This is a genomic window from Pseudomonas sp. ML2-2023-6 (genome assembly GCF_037055265.1).
In the GTDB taxonomy this organism is placed as follows: Bacteria; Pseudomonadota; Gammaproteobacteria; order Pseudomonadales; family Pseudomonadaceae; genus Aquipseudomonas; species Aquipseudomonas kulmbachensis.
Map to the genome: position 1 here is coordinate 633,979 of NZ_CP146347.1, position 17,273 is coordinate 651,251.

15 protein-coding genes are annotated in these 17,273 nt (G+C 56.0%); 5 read left to right on the forward strand and 10 right to left on the reverse strand.

Annotated elements, in window-relative coordinates:
* Positions 1 to 27 precede the first annotated feature (27 nt).
* Both V6L79_RS02820 and zigA read right to left on the reverse strand, forming a co-directional pair.
* Positions 28 to 678, reverse strand: a complete 651-nt coding sequence (locus V6L79_RS02820; protein WP_395247068.1) for a DUF1826 domain-containing protein — start codon at positions 676 to 678, stop codon at positions 28 to 30.
* Positions 678 to 1,886 (reverse strand): zinc metallochaperone GTPase ZigA, encoded by a 1,209-nt coding sequence (gene zigA, locus V6L79_RS02825; protein WP_321838209.1) that lies wholly within the window; start codon positions 1,884 to 1,886, stop codon positions 678 to 680. Before zigA ends, V6L79_RS02820 begins: the two co-directional genes overlap by 1 nt.
* A gap of 149 nt (positions 1,887 to 2,035) precedes the next feature.
* Between zigA and folE2 the strand changes: the two genes are divergently transcribed.
* The gene (gene folE2 / locus V6L79_RS02830; RefSeq protein ID WP_321835141.1) at positions 2,036 to 2,932 is read left to right on the forward strand and encodes a GTP cyclohydrolase FolE2; all 897 of its coding nucleotides are present in this window, start codon (positions 2,036 to 2,038) and stop codon (positions 2,930 to 2,932) included.
* Entirely contained in the window at positions 2,929 to 3,489 is a 561-nt protein-coding gene (locus V6L79_RS02835) for a DapH/DapD/GlmU-related protein (protein WP_261740307.1), read from the forward strand. Before folE2 ends, V6L79_RS02835 begins: the two co-directional genes overlap by 4 nt.
* Here V6L79_RS02835 and V6L79_RS02840 read toward each other — a convergent pair whose 3' ends face one another.
* Positions 3,490 to 4,008 (reverse strand): DUF3617 domain-containing protein, encoded by a 519-nt coding sequence (locus V6L79_RS02840; protein ID WP_261740308.1) that lies wholly within the window; start codon positions 4,006 to 4,008, stop codon positions 3,490 to 3,492.
* Between the two features lie 136 nt (positions 4,009 to 4,144).
* Here V6L79_RS02840 and cls point away from each other — a divergent pair, with 136 nt between their 5' ends.
* Both cls and V6L79_RS02850 read left to right on the forward strand, forming a co-directional pair.
* On the forward strand, positions 4,145 to 5,584 hold the full coding sequence (cls, locus tag V6L79_RS02845) for a cardiolipin synthase (protein WP_261740309.1): 1,440 nt from the start codon (positions 4,145 to 4,147) through the stop codon (positions 5,582 to 5,584).
* 123 nt (positions 5,585 to 5,707) lie between these two features.
* Positions 5,708 to 6,193, forward strand: coding sequence for a hypothetical protein (locus V6L79_RS02850; RefSeq protein ID WP_338579784.1), 486 nt, complete (start codon positions 5,708 to 5,710; stop codon positions 6,191 to 6,193).
* Here V6L79_RS02850 and cfaB read toward each other — a convergent pair.
* The 7 genes from cfaB to V6L79_RS02885 all read right to left on the reverse strand — a co-directional run bounded on the left by cfaB (position 6,184) and on the right by V6L79_RS02885 (position 15,976).
* Positions 6,184 to 7,365 (reverse strand): C17 cyclopropane fatty acid synthase CfaB, encoded by a 1,182-nt coding sequence (gene cfaB, locus V6L79_RS02855; RefSeq protein ID WP_261740311.1) that lies wholly within the window; start codon positions 7,363 to 7,365, stop codon positions 6,184 to 6,186. The two genes, V6L79_RS02850 and cfaB, sit on opposite strands and share 10 nt — an antisense overlap.
* A 113-nt stretch (positions 7,366 to 7,478) precedes the next feature.
* On the reverse strand, positions 7,479 to 9,395 hold the full coding sequence (locus tag V6L79_RS02860; RefSeq protein ID WP_338579785.1) for a cation-translocating P-type ATPase: 1,917 nt from the start codon (positions 9,393 to 9,395) through the stop codon (positions 7,479 to 7,481).
* Positions 9,392 to 10,450 carry a protease modulator HflK gene (locus V6L79_RS02865; RefSeq protein WP_338579786.1) on the reverse strand — a complete coding sequence of 353 codons (1,059 nt, stop codon included), beginning with the start codon at positions 10,448 to 10,450 and terminating at the stop codon, positions 9,392 to 9,394. Before V6L79_RS02865 ends, V6L79_RS02860 begins: the two co-directional genes overlap by 4 nt.
* Positions 10,447 to 11,463 carry a protease modulator HflC gene (locus tag V6L79_RS02870; protein WP_338579787.1) on the reverse strand — a complete coding sequence of 339 codons (1,017 nt, stop codon included), beginning with the start codon at positions 11,461 to 11,463 and terminating at the stop codon, positions 10,447 to 10,449. The genes V6L79_RS02865 and V6L79_RS02870 overlap by 4 nt, the downstream gene beginning before the upstream one ends.
* A gap of 11 nt (positions 11,464 to 11,474) precedes the next feature.
* Positions 11,475 to 13,412 carry a protease modulator HflK gene (locus tag V6L79_RS02875; RefSeq protein WP_338579788.1) on the reverse strand — a complete coding sequence of 646 codons (1,938 nt, stop codon included), beginning with the start codon at positions 13,410 to 13,412 and terminating at the stop codon, positions 11,475 to 11,477.
* A gap of 219 nt (positions 13,413 to 13,631) precedes the next feature.
* The gene (locus V6L79_RS02880; protein ID WP_338579789.1) at positions 13,632 to 14,966 is read right to left on the reverse strand and encodes a serine hydrolase; all 1,335 of its coding nucleotides are present in this window, start codon (positions 14,964 to 14,966) and stop codon (positions 13,632 to 13,634) included.
* Positions 14,967 to 15,061: 95 nt separating this feature from the next.
* Positions 15,062 to 15,976, reverse strand: coding sequence for a LysR substrate-binding domain-containing protein (locus V6L79_RS02885; RefSeq protein ID WP_261740317.1), 915 nt, complete (start codon positions 15,974 to 15,976; stop codon positions 15,062 to 15,064).
* 270 nt (positions 15,977 to 16,246) lie between these two features.
* Between V6L79_RS02885 and V6L79_RS02890 the strand changes: the two genes are divergently transcribed.
* Positions 16,247 to 17,209 carry a bifunctional GNAT family N-acetyltransferase/nucleoside diphosphate kinase regulator gene (locus tag V6L79_RS02890; protein WP_261740318.1) on the forward strand — a complete coding sequence of 321 codons (963 nt, stop codon included), beginning with the start codon at positions 16,247 to 16,249 and terminating at the stop codon, positions 17,207 to 17,209.
* Positions 17,210 to 17,273: the final 64 nt, after the last annotated feature.

Sequence of the window (17,273 nt, forward strand, 5' to 3'; positions counted from 1 at the left end):
TGTAAGAATCAAAGCAAGCAATATGCCTCAGGCCAGCCAATCGAGGGTCAAAATCAGCCGTCGCTCGCCTGGTGCCAGTGCCGGCGAGCGGTGGATCAAGCCCGCACCTTCGTTGCCCTGCCACTTCTCGCCTTTGAGCAAGGCTACTTCTCCGGCATTAACTTGCTGAATCAGCGCGGATTGGGTTGGCTCGGCCTGTGGCTGACCTAACTGACGGCGATCCATCACACCTTCTTCCAGCCACTGACTACCAATCCCTGCATAAGTGGTAATTAGTCGCACAGGTACGTGATCCACATGAAACCGAGGGCACATGGCCTTATCCAAGGCCCTGAGACGCAGCCCAATACGTTTTGCGCCCAACAGACACGCATAGGCACTCACTAGCCAGGAAACATCCGCAATAAAGCCTGCGTAGCCTTCCAGATCATTAAATCGGGCTGCCAGGCCACGAAGGTTGGGCTGAGCCTTCTCATCGGCCATTTCCAGCACAATGGCGTCAGCCAATGGCTCGTCAAGCGAGAGCAATAAAGCCCCAAAATCGACGATATGCACAGGTAACTGACGCTGCCAGATCGCCAGATTGACGTCTTCATCCAGAATTCTCGTCATGATTTGCGGAGTTTCTCCGCAAACCTGCTGAATCACTGGCCGAGCCGTATGGGCATAGGCATTCATCATGCAGCCACCTCTTCGTACCATTCGCCAAAGGGGTCATTCAGCAGTTTCCAGCCCGCTTCGCCCAGTGCCATTTCTGCATCGGTAAGCAAACAGGCGTCGAGTTCATCCGTGAGCAAGGAGAAATCGATGTGCTGGCCAATAAAAACCAGTTCCTGACGGCAATCAGCAGTGTCCGGCAGCCATTTTTGAAGAATTTCTGCCTTGGTTTGCGCGTCTTGTGGCCACTGGTCGTGGGGCACAAAACGCCACCAACGCCCGGCAAATCCATAGCGCATCAACCCGCCCGCCTGAGACCAGCTACCCGCCTCCTGATATTTACTGGCCAGCCAGAAAAAACCTTTGGAGCGCAGCAGCTTGCCGTTGGTCCATGGACGCTCGATAAAATTAAAAAAACGTTCGGGATGAAAAGGACGACGCGCGCGGTAGGCGCTCGAGGCGATGCCATATTCTTCGGTCTCCGGCACATGCTCGCCGCGTATCTCTTGCAACCAGCCAGGTGCTTGCGCCGCACGCTCAAAGTCAAAACGTCCGGTATCCAGAATTTTATGCAGCGGTACTTCGCCCATCACCATCGGAATTACTTCGGCCTGAGCATTCAAGCGCTGCAAAATGGCGATTAATTCCTGGCGGTCAGCGCTGCTGATAAGGTCAATTTTGCTGATCAAAATGACGTCAGCGAATTCGATTTGCTCAATCAATAGATCGGTAATCGACCGTTCGTCAGATTCTCCAAGGGTTTCACCCCGTGAATCCAGGCTCTCTGCGGCTTGATAATCCTGCAAGAAATTGAGGCCATCCACTACCGTGACCATGGTGTCCAGACGGGCAATATCGGCCAGGCTCTGGCCCGCTTCGTCACGAAAAGTGAAAGTTTCTGCTACCGGTAGAGGCTCTGAAATACCGGTTGATTCGATCAATAAATAATCAAATCGACCGTCCCTTGCCAGTGCACTGACCTCCTCCAGCAAGTCTTCACGCAGCGTGCAGCAGATACAGCCATTGCTCATTTCGACGAGTTTTTCTTCAGCGCGATTCAAGGTCACATCACGCTGAACCTCACCTCCATCAATATTTATTTCGCTCATGTCGTTGACGATCACCGCCACGCGCAAGTTGTCACGGTTACGCAAAATATAATTAAGCAGGGTGCTTTTTCCTGCACCGAGAAATCCGGACAGCACAGTCACCGGCAAACGTTTAGGCATGGGAGATTCCTCATCAGGGTTGGCAGGTCAAAGCGCCCGCTTGTTGGCGCGACCAATTCAGGTCGTCGATAATGATACATTATAACAATACAAAGGATTAGAATTGTTATTAAGTAACAAAATGCCAACTCCCTCGATGGAAGCTCTTTATGAATGCACTTACCCTTCCCGACATTGCTTCACAAAACACCCGCCAGGTTGTCCCGCTGGAATGGGTCGGAATGTGCGGCATTGCACTGCCCATTGTGATTGACGGCCAGCAGCTCACCGCCAAGGTTGATGCTGGGGTCAGTCTGGATGACGCACAGGCACGTGGAATTCACATGTCACGACTTTTTCTAGCGCTAGAAGTAATCGAGTCGCAGGGGCTGAACCCTCTACTTTTGAAAAAAGTTTTACAGCGATTTCTCGACAGCCATGATGATTTATCGATCTGTGCCTACCTGAGTATTCATACCCACCTGCTCCTAAAGCGCCCCGCATTGGTCAGCCCTTTGAGTGGTTGGAAGAGCTACCCGGTGACCATCGATGCATCTCTGAAAAACGGAATGTTCCACGTGGAACTAAAAGTTGAGGTGGAGTACTCATCAACTTGCCCGTGCTCGGCAGCCTTGGCTCGCCAATTAATCCAGCAACAATTCGTCAATGACTTTGCCAATAAGCCGTTGCAGCACGCCGAAGTTTTAACCTGGCTTGGCAGCTCACAAGGCATCGTCGCGACGCCACACAGCCAAAGAAGTACCGCTACGTTACAAATCCGCCTCGACACAGAACTGGGGTATCTCCCGATCAATTCCCTGATCGATGAGGCTGAAAGTGCTTTGGCGACCGCGGTACAAACCGCTGTAAAACGCGCAGACGAACAAGCCTTCGCGTTAGCCAATGGCCAGAACTTGATGTTCTGTGAGGATGCTGCACGGAGGTTGAATGTCGCGTTGAAGGTTGCTCAAGGGGTGAAGGGCTTCAGCCTGAAAGTGGTTCATGCTGAAAGCTTGCACAGTCATGACGCCGTGGCCGAGAGCCGCTGGAACTGGAGAGCGCAATGATCCGCAAGAATCCCTCCGGAGATTTACCCACCATAGCCGAGTCGGCCTACGTCGATAGAACCGCGATAATTTGCGGCAAGGTGATCATTGGCGAGAACGTTTTCGTCGGCCCTTACGCCGTTATCCGCGCTGATGAGGTGGACCAGGATGGCGGCATGCGCCCTATCACTATTGGCGCCAATTCCAACATTCAAGACGGCGTGGTCATTCACTCGAAGTCAGGGGCGGCTGTGACTATCGGTGAAAACACTTCGATAGCACATCGCTCCATCGTCCACGGACCATGCCTCGTCGGCGATCGTGTCTTCATCGGTTTCAACAGTGTGCTGTTCAATTGCGAGCTGGGTGACGGCTGCGTGGTGCGGCATAACTCGGTCGTCGATGGCCGCGACCTGCCAGCAAATTTCTATGTCCCGTCCACAACCCGCATCGGGCCAAACACCGACCTCAGCCAGTTCGCTCCAGTCAGTGTCAGTGCATCGGAATTTTCAGAGGACGTAGCGCGCACCAATGTCGATTTGGTGCGCGGCTATAAAGCGCTGCAAAACGAATTTTGATCAGGTGCGCGGTTTGACTGTTCCACAGTTTTGTCCCAACCAGACAGCTCGGGTATCCATGCTGCCCTTCTGCTGAATCCCGGTCGCATTGAAGGTGCCATTCACTTGGGTGGTGAACTCACGATCACTGGCAAATGTAGCCACACCTGCGCCCTGGGCTTTTGGGCAACTAAAGCGAAACTTCCACTGATTTCCACTACGCTCAGTGATCTGCTGGTTGCATCCGGACTTGGGGTCCGTCAGCGGAATGTTGTCTGATTTTACTTGTTCGGGTGTCAGGCACACCCGCACACCTTTACCCGCCATGGTCAGCCCCTGGCTCTCCAGTTGGGCTTTTTGTTCCGGGGTAAGCATGTTCTGTAGCTGACCTAACATTACCTGTAGTTCAGGCAACTGTTGGCCATCTACCTGCATATTGCTGGAGCTCAGTTCCCAAAGCCCCGGTTGCAACATTTGGGCCTGGGCCACCGGGATCGACAAACCACAGGCCATGAACAGCCCAAGCAGACGAAGATTCATCAAGTAACTCCTACGCAATTGTCAGCGTTAGACGTCGAAAGTCAGCGAGTGTTGCACCCGCAACCAAATAGAGACATTCATAACAGAACGTGGTCTGTTAATACTTGGCATTGGACATTGAGGAGCAAGGATACGCATGGATTATCTAGGCCCGCACGTATTTGGTTATCTGATTTTATTGATCCACAGCTTAGGTTTGATTGCCGCCGTACATGCGGTGCTAACCGTAAGGACGGCGCAGGGTTCGATTGCATGGGCCATGTCGCTGTTCTTCATTCCTTACCTCACATTGATCCCGTACCTGATCTTTGGCCGTAGCACTTTTGACGATTACATCCGCGCTCGACGCGATGCCAATCAGGAGATGCGAGAGGCGATCACCCACCTGAGCTGGCGACCCTGGGTAGAGGAGGCCTTGGCTGCACGCAACTCAAAAGCCTATGCCTCGTTGCGGGCGATGCCGAGACTGGGGCGCATGCCTTGCCTGGCAAACAACTCGGTGCGTTTGCTGATCAATGGCACAGCCACGTTCGACGCGATCTTCGACGCCATTCGCGCCGCGAAAGAGGTGGTACTGGTTCAGTTTTTCATCGTCCACAACGATGACTTGGGCATGAAACTGCACGCACTGCTCCTGGAGAAAGCTGCGCAAGGAGTCGCGGTTCACCTGTTGTATGACAGCATTGGCAGCCACTCCCTGCCCGGCAGTTATGCAGAAACGCTGCGCGCAGGTGGTGTGCAAACCTACGCGTTTGCCACCCGTGGCGGCTGGATCAGCCGTTTCCAGGTCAACTTTCGTAACCATCGAAAAGTGGTGGTGGTCGATGGCGTGAGAGGTTTTGTCGGCGGCCACAACGTCGGCGATGAATACCTGGGTGCCAAACCGCCGCTGTCCCCGTGGCGCGATACCCATGTCGAGGTCACCGGGCCAGTGGTTGCCTGTCTGCAAGAGTCATTTGCCGAGGACTGGTTCTGGGCGGCACGCAAACTGCCACCCCTGATCCTGCCGCAGAGTTATCCGGACGGTGGCGTACTTTGCCAGTTCCTGGCCAGCGGTCCGGCTGACCCTTACGAAACCTGCTCGCTGTTTTTCGTTGAGGCCATCCATGCCGCCAACCACAGGGTATGGATTACGACCCCTTACTTTGTGCCCGATGAAGCTGTGTTCTCGGCACTGAGGCTCGCCGTTTTGCGCGGGGTGGATGTGCGCATCCTGATACCGTCCCGTCCTGACCACAAAATTGTTTACGCTGCATCCAGCCTGTATGCCTTCGAAGCGGTACGCGCAGGCGTACGGATCTTCCGTTATCAACCCGGTTTTGTGCATCAGAAAGTAGTGTTGGTTGACGACGAGATCAGTGCCATTGGCAGCGCCAATATGGACAACCGCTCGTTCCGTCTGAACTTCGAAGTGATGCTGCTCACCGTCGACGAAACGTTCGCCAGAGAAGTCGAGCATATGCTGCTCGATGATTTCGCCTTGGCCCGTGAAATTACTGAAGCCGATATCAAGGCCACTCACCGCTTGCAGCAACTGGGCATGCGAGTGGCGCGACTGGTTTCGCCGGTTTTATAGGTATGGTCAAAACTTGTTGTAGGAAGGGTCTGAATCGGTTGGTACTGCCCAAACAGTCAAACTAGTTTCCTTAAACTGAGCGACCCGGAACAAACCGGCCGCTCAGCGTAAGGAATAAAAATAATGAAGTTCTCGCTTATGGGATTGCTCTTCAGCATCAGTCCCCTTGCTCCAGCTCAAGCGCCTGCCACTGCTCCCACCCCTCCTTTGATTAACGTGGAGGTCGGGCAACCGACTTACAGCCACCGGCTGCACTACAAAAAAATGTACAGCGAAAAGCCCTTCGAAGAAGCTGTGCTCTATTACTACGACAACGGCCTCTACAAAATCATTTCCCCTGGCGAGAACCATTACGGCGTGTATGTGGTGGAGGGAGACTTCACTGACGAGCAATACCGCATCAGCTACATCTCTCTCCCCTCACCGGATTGGTCAGGCAACGTTGCCCGCCACGATCTTGTCTTCAATAAAGGCTCACAAACATTCGAGCAAAAAGCCCTGGCCTGGATTGATCAAAACATCGGGGTTCAGGATGGGACTTTCGTCCAGGACAAAAACCTGGAAAAAGACCCGGAGCCCATCACGTGGGCAACCCACGCTCAGCGATAAATGTCGGCCCTGGTCGGTGGCAGCTCCAACGAGCCATCGGCATGGGGCTTGGTTGCCAGTATCTGATCAATGTTGATCCACCCATGGGCGAAGGCGTATGCACAACCCGCCAGGTACAGTCGCCAAATGCGCAAGGCTTGCTCCGGCACTTGCTTGGCAGCAGCTTCCAGCTTGTGCTCCAGACGCTGGCTCCAATGCTCCAGCGTGCGCGCGTAATGCAGGCGCAAGCTTTCGACATCGACCACTTCCAGTCCGGCCTCACTGATCTCGGCAGTCATCATCGACAGATGCGGCAACTCACCATTGGGGAACACATAGCGATCGATAAACTCGCCTGCTCCCCGGCCAACCTGACGTCCATCGGTGTGCTTGGAGGTAATCCCGTGGTTCATCACCAGACCGCCGTCGCGCACAGCCCTGGACAGAATTTCGCAATACTCGCGCAGGTTAGCGTGCCCCACGTGTTCGAACATTCCGACACTGACGATTTTGTCGAACCGGCCATCTTGCGGCAGATCGCGATAATCGAGCAGTTGAAGATCAACCTTGTCTTGCAGACCTTCAGCCTTGACCCGTTCGCGAGCAAGTTTGAGTTGCTCCTTGCTCAAGGTAATTCCGAACACCTTGACCCCAAATTCCCGTGCTGCAAAACGCGCCAGCCCACCCCAGCCACAGCCGACATCCAGTAAATACTCGCCGGGTTTTAGTCGCAGTTTGCGACACAGCAGACGGAACTTGGCTTGCTGCGCTTCATCCAGGCTCTCCTCCCCGGTTTCAAAATAACCACAGGAGTAAGCCATGTCATGGTCGAGCCACAACTGATAGAAGTCGTTGGACAGATCGTAGTGATAAGAAATGGACTCGGCGTCGGTCGCTTTGTCGTGATGAACGCGAGGTGGCGTGCTGTCCTCATCTTCAACCAGCGCCTGGCTCAGTTCATCGCATACGCGAATGGCTTCGTTGATTGAGCCTTCCAGTTCAAGTCGGCCCTCAACAAAAGCGCTGCCCAACAGGTCAAGGCTGGGATGGGTAAACTCAGCCACCAAGGTCGGATCCTTGACCACGATAGTGACGCTGGGTGTCGGGCCAAAGTTGAACTCGTGTCCGTCCCACAGCCTTAGCCGTAATGGAAGTTGAAGTTTCTGTAAGGCCGGCGGAAGTTGCGCGAGCATCTGTGTTCCTCCTTCATTTCAGATATCAAAACTATAGGTTAGACGAATAACCAAAACTGTCAGTTTCACAGACCAGAGGTAGACGCTAGAGCACACGCGACCAATTGTCGGAATTACTCCGAGGCCTCCTTCAGCGCCATCAGTGGTTCATGAAACCGCAGTAAACGACCTGCGTTGCCCAGCACCAATAACGTGCTGAGGTTATGCAGTACAGCAGCAATCATCGCGCCCGCCGCGCCCAACCAACCAAACGCAGCGGCAGCCACAATGGCCAGAGTCCAACCCAGACCGATGATCACATTGACCTGCAAGGTGTGACGACATTCGCGGCTAAGGCGCACGCAGGTGCCCAAACGCCGCAAGTCGCTGCCAATCAAAACAATGTCCGAGGATGCCAGCGCGATATCGGCACCGCCTGCGCCCATGGCTACCCCGACCACACCGGCCTTGAGCGCCAGCGAATCGTTGATGCCATCGCCCACTACCATAGGCCGAAAACCGTTGTCGATTTCGCTCAGGACACGCTCAAGTTTGTCTTCGGGTAGTGCCTGGGCCTGGACTTCGCTGATGCCCACCTTGTGTGCCAAATGCTCAGCCACACTCAGCCGGTCACCGGTCAGCAACACCTGACGACCTAGCCCCAGCTCACGCAGTTCGCTCAACGCCAGTTGGGCTTCGGGTTTGATGCTGTCTGCCAACAGCAACCAACCGAGGAAGCGGCCATCAAGCGACAACCCGGCAATGGGTCCATCGTGCTCTGGCACGGCGCTCGTGGTGACACCCAGCAGGTGGAACAACTCGGGGCGGCCCAATGCCGCTTCGCCCTGCTCAGTGCTGGCAACAACACCCAACCCCTGACGCTCGCGAACATCCGTCAGGTTGAGCATTTGCTCGTGACTCACCAGACCGGCCAAGGCCCGGCTCACCGGGTGACTGCTGGCTGCGCCCAAACTGGCAGCCAGTTGGCGCAACGGTTGCTGCTGCGCCTCTTCAGTTTCAATCGCCTGCAGGCGCAAAGTGCCGTAAGTGAGGGTGCCGGTTTTATCCACCACTAACGAAGTGAGGTCTGCCAGCTCTTCAAGAAACGCCGAGCTGCGGATCAGAATACCGTGACGTGCAGCCACGGCAATTCCGGCAATCGCCGTGGCCGGTGCCGACAGCACCAGTGCGCAAGGGCACGCAGCCACCAACACCGCCAGCATCGCCTGGGCATCGTTGGTGATAAACCAGGTCACTGCCGCGATCATCAACACCAGCACCATATAGCCACCGGCATAGCGCTCAAGCAGTCGGGTGATCGGTGGCTTGGCGCGCTCGGCGCTTTGCATCAGGGCGATGACTTTACCCAGCGTCGACTCCTCACCAGTACGCGTGACTTGCACCCGCAGCAAACCATCAAGGTTGATTGCCCCGCCAAAGATCGGCATCCCGCTGCTGACCTCAAGCGGCACTGATTCACCGGTAATCGAAGCAGTGTCGAGACTGGCCTGCCCCGCCAGTACCAGTCCATCGGCGGGCACCCGGTCACCGGCACGTACCTCGACCTGATCGCCACTCTTGAGTGTGGCGTTGTCGACTTCCAGCAAACTGCCGTCAGCCTGAAACAAACGTGCCTGACTACGGGTCAGTTTGCCCAGTGCGTGGATCGCTTCCTGGGAGCCGATCACGCTGCGCTCTTCAAGTACATGGCCGAAAATCATGATGATCGGCAACAGGGCTGCCGTCAGCAAATCGCCAGTGGCCCAAGCACCGAGCATGGCCAAGGCAATCAGTTGGTCGGTGATCCCATGCAGGCTCGGGTAGCGCAGGCTGTACCAAGCCGAACGCATCACCGGCACGGCCACCAATAATGACGCGACTCCAAGCAACAACTGACTGACGCCGATTTGTGCAGGCATCAGCCAGCGCCACACCAGCCCCAAACCCAACAAACCCAGTGCCAGCATGGCCAAGGCCAGTTGGCGCGCTGCGCTACGTTGCTCGGCGCTGGTCAGCAAGCTGACGGCGGGTTGAGTGGCGGACGTACTCATTGTTCGGCTCCCTGAATAATCAGGCGGGAATCATCGTTAGGGTCGACGCTGGTGACAGATCCGGCTTGGCCCAGAATTTTCGGCATGCGTTCGCGGTACAGACGCAACATCAAATCCGGGTCGTTACCGGCCTGCTGAACCTTGGCCAAATTGAGGATTGTGGACGTATCCGCCTGAGCCTTGGCCAGGCGTTCACTGGCTTGGGCCTGAGCCTGCTCGACACTGCGGTCGGCCTGTTGCGTAGCCGATTGAGTCACTTTGGCGGCTTCGTTGCGAGCAGCTGCCACCGCTTGTTCGGCGTGCTGGCTGGCAGTCAGTACCGCGTTGAAGGCATTCACCGCCGGGCCCGGCAAACTGGATTGCACATCCACCCGTACCACTTCCAGTCCAAGGCCCTGCCCTGTCGCCTTCAGGGCCGCAAGTTGCTGATTGATACCCTGCACCAAATCACCGCGCAGGCGCTCGCGGCGTTCAGCCGCCTGGCTGTCGCTGCCAATCAGTTCGGGGCGCGCCACCAGAATCGTATCCAGGTCACGTGCAGCCGTCAGGGCTACGGCGCTGCGCGTAACCAACCGGTCCAGCGCGGGCAAAACATGCTCTCCCTGCAGCACAAACGCATAAGGTTCAGTGACGTTGTAAAACACCCGCACATCCAGTTGCACCACGCCCGCATCACCGGTCAGCAAATACCCGGAACCGGCCAACGCATCGTTGATCGGCGTGGCAAACGAGGCCACTCGGTCGGCCTGTAACGCAACATCCGAACGCAGCAGGTTTTCAATCCGGCGCTCACTTACACGGTCGGCTGCCGGGACAATCACCACTTGCTCGAAGGGCCTTGGCCAGGCCAGCAACAAACCGGAATTCTGGATACGATCCAGCGCGCCCATCCGCAACACCACCGCGCGATTTTGCGGATCGATCTGGCGCACATTGGAAAACCCCCAGGCCAGCGCAGCGACAACAGTCACCGCGTACAAGCCCAGAAAAGCCAGACGCCCGGCTTGCTGCCACGGGCTACTGACCCCGTTTATCTCGTCAGGTGCCTGGTTCATGGCTGCGACCCAGCCGGCGCGCCAAGCTTCGGAGGGCCGTCGACCAGTACTCGAAACGGCGCAGCATCTGTGCGCAAAATAATTTTAGTGCCTGGATTGATCATCGTCCCCAGCGTATCGAGGGAGCGCAGTTCGTTGTACAGCGCCGGCGAACTGGCATAAGCGCGACCGTAAATCTGCGCCGCTTCGACCCGCGATTGGGCTTCAATATCAGCGGCCTTGATGCTGGCATCGGCCTGCAAAATTCGCGCATCACGCTCGGCAGCAGAGCGAATTTGCGCCGCTTCACGTTTTCCCACAGCAGTGCGTTCGGTGGCAATAGTTTCGCGTTCCGCACGCATGCGATCAACCGTGGCCGTGAGCGTGACTGACGGCAGGGTCAGCCGCTCCACGCCAACCTGCAAGACGCGCACACCATAAGTGCTGAGTAATTGCTGTTCGATTTGCTGGCGCAACTGTGCTTCGAAGTCGGCAATTTTGACTTGGCTGGCATCAGTATTGACCAGGCTTGAGAGATCGAAACTGGCAGCCGTGGTTTCCAGCGCAGAGCCGACAAAGGTTCGAATCTGCCGCGCCGCTTCGTCTGGCTGATTTTGCACCGCGCGCATAAAGCGTTGCACATTCTCGGCATCCGGCTGTACCTGCCAGGCCACATAGGCCTGCACGATAATCCGTAAGCCGTCGCGAGTGCCCACGTCTTGCAGGCCACTGGAAGTGGTGCGCAAACGCAAATCCACCGGCACGCTGACTTCAAACGGTGCCGGCCAGCGCCAACCCAGCCCGGGGTCAAGCAGCACCCTGGCTGGGTTGCCAAAGCGGGTGATTACTGTCGCTTCGCCTGAGCGTACTTGCACCAGGCTCGCGGCTGCGATGGCAAACAACACCAGCAACGCCGCCCAGCCCATTCGCCGCCATGGAAATGGCCCAGGCTCATGGACATCGCCATGGGCATGACCGTGATGGGAGCAACCATGATGATGGCCGCTGTGATCGTGTGAGTGTGATTGAGTCAAAACAGTGCTCCTTACTGAGCAGCTTTACGCGGCGCGACAGGATCGGCCGGCAGCGTGAAAGAACGCAGGTCGAGGGTCGGCGCGCTGCTGCCCCCAAGGCGATGGTCGAGGATCAGCAGTTTGGCGTTGTTCAGCCCTAGGCTTAACTGGCTCAAATACTGCTCCAGCAGGAACGCATGACCGGCACGGTCGTAGGCTTTTTGTTCGGCGCCAAAGCGCAGGTCGGCCGTCTGTGCGGTGGCGTTTACTTCACGCGCCAGCGCATGGCTCTGGTCCAGCAAGATGCTGGCCTGTAATTGCGCGACGTTGCTTTGCTCGCTCGCCGCCCCTCGCTCACGGGCAATCAGGGCCTGTGCACTGATTTGTGCAGCCTGCACACCGTGATAGGCATTAGCTGCACCGGCCGGTGGATGGATAGCTTCAACCACGGTAGCGAGAATTTCGACCCCGCTATCGAGCGTATCCAGATCGGCCTGAACGGCGCGGCCGATGTCATCGGCCAACGCACTGCGCTGCTCGCCCAACACACCATCAAGCGTACGCGAAGCAAAGTCGTGCACCAGAATCCGGCTTGCGGTACTGCGAATCAACGTCGGTACATCGGCGCTGTGATAAGTGGCCGCAATGGCGGCGTGGTCGCTAAGGCCAATGCGATACACAAAGCGTATGTCCATGTTGACGATCTGAAAGCCCTGCCGGTCGCCGCTATCGCTGGCAATCACCTGGGATTTGTCATTCACATGAGTGGCATCCCACAGCCGGTTGGCTGTGATCGGCGGCAAGCCATCAGCAGGCGTGAGCAATGGATCGGTGCTCGACTCTGTACCTGTGGCCAGCTCATGCACCACACCACTTTCCACCGCCAGCACGCGACCCAATGGCCAAGGCAAGCCTGCGTGCAAACCAGGGCCTAGTACTTCCACTGGCTTACCGAAGCGCTCATAAATTCCTCGACCTTGCAGAGGAATTTCATTCACACCGCTCAGTGCCCAGCCGACGGCAACAACCACTGCCAAGACCGGGAAGAACGCTTTGCGCATGTAGGTAAATGCCCAGATTTGGCGCAAGTCGATCCCGAACCGGTTATGCAATTCGTGCTGCAGCGCCAGCAATGGTTGAGGCGGCCAACGCAACATGCCTGCGACAAAACTTTGCCCGATCATGCGCGGCTCAAGTTTGTCGCGACGTGGGCTGAACAACGCCGCTATCGCACGCAGGATCAACTCAATCGCCACTGCCGCAGGCAACAACCCCGTCAACACGGCCAAGCGGGCTGGCCACTGTGCATCGTCGCTACTGAATAACAGGCACACGGCACTCAGTAGAAGACACAAGATGGGCACGCGAACCAGCGGCGCCAGCAAACGAGCTTCGGGCCATTGAGCGAGTTGTTGCTGCGCCAAGTAGCGCTCGAACACCAGCAGCGCAAACGCGAGCAGAACCGCAATACCAGCCGCAATGCTGCCCCATGCACCCAACGCCACACCCGGCAATGCCAGGTTCCAGGTGTGTTGCACACTCCACCAGGCCGCGCCGCCAACACCTGCAAGCCACAAGACCGGCGCCCCGATTGTGGCCAACAAACGTAGCGCCCCTGTATTGATCCGTTGGCTCAAGCGGTCAAAGCCACTTGATGGCTCAGGGTGCGTGATCTCGGTTACAGCGCTCGGTAGAGGGTTGAGTGCGTTGCGGCGCCAGTCCGCGACCCAATAAGCCGACTGGGAACCTGCCGCCAGCACCAGCAAGGCTGCCGCATTGTTGCCCAGTAGGACCGGCCACAACGATTCCGATGAGAACAGGCTAATAAAGAATGCCAGCGCCCATGCCGCAATGGCTAAAACCGCCAGCAACACCCCCAGTTGGTAGAGCTGACGAGCCTGTGCAGAGGCACTTTGAAAACGAGGCAAAGACTCAAGCCTCTCCTCCTCGGCATCTAAATCGACGCGCATGGAAACTCTCACTTATGAAATATCTAGTAACGATATCGCAGAAATGATGAAACTTATGTCCAGCTTACGGATTCTTCATCTTGGCTTGAAAACAGCACGCTGAACCTGTGGGAGCCGGGCTTGCCCGCGATGCAGGCAACACCAGGCATCTGCCTGATCGCGGTGATGGCATCGCGGGCAAGCCACGCTCCCACAGGGGGGTGGGTTTGTTCAGCGAAATCAGTTCGGGTGGGCGATCAGATGCTTTGCCAAGGCTTCGAATGCCGGAATGGTCACCGGATCGTTTGCCGAGTTGCTGGCAATCGGATTGGACGCATAACGAACAATGACCATCTCGGCTTTCGGGTCGATGTAGGTACGTTGACCGTAAACACCGCGAGCCATAAAGGCACCGTCGGCGTTGTGCGTCACCCACCACATATCGCGATAACTGCCGCCTTTGAGCAAGTCATAACCGCCCTTGGCAAAGGCTGCTTTATCGCCGCCGGCACGGATCTCATCGACGACCGCCTTGGGCACGATTTGCTGGCCCAGGTACTGGCCATCGTTGCGGATCATTTCGCCAAATCGCGCCATATCACGCAGCCCGGTGTTCAAACCACCGCCTGCAAACGGAGTGCCTATGGAGTCGACGGTGAAATAAGCATCCTGTTCAGCGCCGATGCGCTGCCAGATTTTTTCGGACAACAACTGCGCAACATTGCGCCCTGTCACCCGTGCAATCACCCAACCCAGTACATCGGTATTCACTGTTTTATAAGCGAAGGCCTGACCGTGCTCCCCTTCTGGCTCCACCGTCTGCAAATATTCCATGTAGCTTTGCGGGCCGGTGTAGTCCTTGGGTTTTGGCAGTGGATTGCCCGCCTGCGCATGCTTCCAGACTTCAGCGTTGGGGTCGGCATAGTCTTCGCTGTATTTAAGCCCCGTGGTCATATCCAGCACCTGGCGTAAGGTGGCGTTGCCAAAGGCGGACTTGGCCAGTTCCGGCACATAGTCTGCGACTTTTTTATTGGCATCCAGCGTGCCATCGGCCACCAGCATGGCGCCCATCGTGCCCACAACTGACTTGGTCATCGACATTGCGCCGTGCTGACCCTCAGGGCTCAACACACCAAAAAAACGCTCATAAATTATTTTTCCACGATGCAACACCACAATGCCGTCGGTGTAATTCGCCGCCAGTGACTGCTCCCATGTCATGGTCTGCTTGCTGCCCAGCGGCACGAAGGTCAACGCGTCGATGTCTGCGCGCAAGGTTCGCACCAGCTGTACCGGAGCACCCAAGCCCCGGGACACATTGGTAGTGGGCATCAATTGGCGGAAGTTGGAAACGCTCCAGCGCATGGCCGGGAACTTGAAATAACTGCCATCGGCAAATCGAACAATACGATCGGGTGGCGGTGGCGCGCCGACCATCCAGCCCAACTTGGCAGGATCGCTGGCGGCGGCGTCAGGGTAAGTAGTTTTATCGGCGGCACAGGCAACTGAAACAGCCAAGCAAGAAAGTAAAAAAACCGCGCTGGTGCGGGCCGGTTTGAATAAATTTTTAAACATCGAATAATCCTTTTCAGTTCAAGGCCGCACACCGCCTTGCGATAAAAACAGTAGCTATGTATAGCGCACCACAGGTTGTACTGCGGAAGTGAAATTCAGATTTTTATTTTTTCGATCATTGCTTCCAGCTGATGAAAGTCACCGTGGATATTTCTTTCGCGGCTCCAGATCATGTCCAGAGTGAAGGTGGGGAAACCTGCTGGGGGTTTAAGAATTTTAATTTTTGGCGAGATATTCAACGTCGCGACTATTTTTTCCGGAACCACGATCAGGGCCGGAACCGCCGATAAAATATTAACCCCGGCGTGATAAGAGTTGGCCCGGGTAAAAATATTTCTCGTGCGCGCCTGCTTTTTTAACCAACCGTCTACCATGTTTTCTTCCGACAGCCACGGTGTCGGAAATACTTGCGCAGTTTCACAAAACTCATCGATATCCAGAGCGTTTTTCGGCTGATGCTTTGGCACGCTGGACAAGCACACAAAAGAATCTTCATTCAGGCTGCGATACTCCAGCAACGAATGCCGCTGGTGATAGCCGGGGCCGAAGCCAAAGCAGACGTCAGTGTCCAGGGCCAGCAAATCATTGATCGGCAACTCCTTGCCTAATCGGCTCACACTCAACGACCAGTTACGCCCGGCTGAATGCACTTGCTGCAACAAGGCAGGCAACATCAGGATTTCAAAATATTCAGGCGCGGTGATAGTCCATTGACGCAATACGCTGCTCTGCCCCGCCCCTTCTTTGGCGCACTGGTTAATGCACTGCATGATGTTCTGCAGATACGGCTTCATGGCCAGTACCCGCGCCGTGGGCTGCATGGCACCCTCGATGCTTTCGAACAATTTATCGTCGAAGCAGTGCCGGAGTTTTTTCAGGCTGTAACTGATACTCGACTGACTGAGATTTAAAATTTCTGAAACCCGCTTGGCGCTCCGATTTTCGATCAACAACAAAACAATCGAAACATCCTGCATATCCAATTGTTTTAGAGCATTGGTGTAGAGCATGCCGCCTCCTTGCTGATGTTATCCACAGGCCAGAAACTACTCGACCCGCAACGCGGGTCGAGTGGGTGCTGAGTTTAGAGAATTATAACTGTCGCGAAGAGTGCCCGTATTTCTGGGCCTGCAACGTCCTGTATAGGAACCGCAAAACTGTCGCAACCACCCAAAAAAGCTGGTTCGGGTTCGGCAAAACGATGGTTTCCACGGACTGTCTCGACCATTCGGCATTACTCGCGTTATGTCTTAAAATAGCCGGTTGCCGAAAGAACCGTCATGGCCATAGCCATGAAGGGCTTTCATCCTTTACAAATAAGTGTGGTGAAGATGAACAAGCCTTTCATTTCGCTGTGCCCTGAAATTACTCGGGCGCATGCGTTGACGTTGATGGATTGGTTGGAGGATGAGCGCGTCACCTGCTATCTGAGCGATTCACGTCATGTCTCCCGCTCCATTGAGCAAGCCATTGATCGGACTCAATTGCCGATCCTGACTCATCTATTCAACCAGGGCGGCCGCTTCTTCATGGCCTATGACCGGCATGACGCCCCGGTGGGCTTTGTCCGTCTAATCAAGACCGGTTCAAATTGCGAGATAGTCCTGGTCATCGGAGATAGCGACAAATGGGGCCGAAACCTTGGCGCCCGCACGATCCGCGAAGGCATGAAACTGGCCTTCCTCGACATGCGGGCCAAGAAACTCATCGCCAAGATCCACCCGGACAATGCGCGCTCGCTGAAAGCCTTTCTGCGCAGCGGCTTTGTGCTTGAGAGCGAAACGCCGACATTGAAGTCATTTTCCATGACGGCGGGGCGCTATCTTCAGTTCTTGCGCGAAGGTACCGTAGGCGACTCCACCAGGATCTATATCACTGAAATCGACAAGGCCAGGCTCGAACTTCTAATCGCGCTTGAACAAGGCCCGGCCGTTGTTGAGCTCGAACATGAGCTTGAGCGAGCCATTGTCGTCAAGCCGCAGCAGGTGGCGTCCAATGTCGTCACGATGAACTCCAGGGCCTTGCTGCAGCTGGACGACGAAGAGATCGAAGTGGCCTTGGTCTACCCTGAAGACGCGGACAGCAACGCAGGGAAGCATTCCGTGTATTCCGACATAGGCGCCGCCATTCTGGGCTATCAGGAGGGGGACGCCATCGACTGGCGAATTTCTGATCGGACCCGCCGGATTGAGATCAGGAAAGTGCTTTACCAGCCGGAGGCTGCGGGCGATTTCCACCTGTAAATAGAGCCTTTTGCTCAGTGTTCGTTCATCAGACGCGAGGCCCCCCCAAAAAAGGACGGGGCCT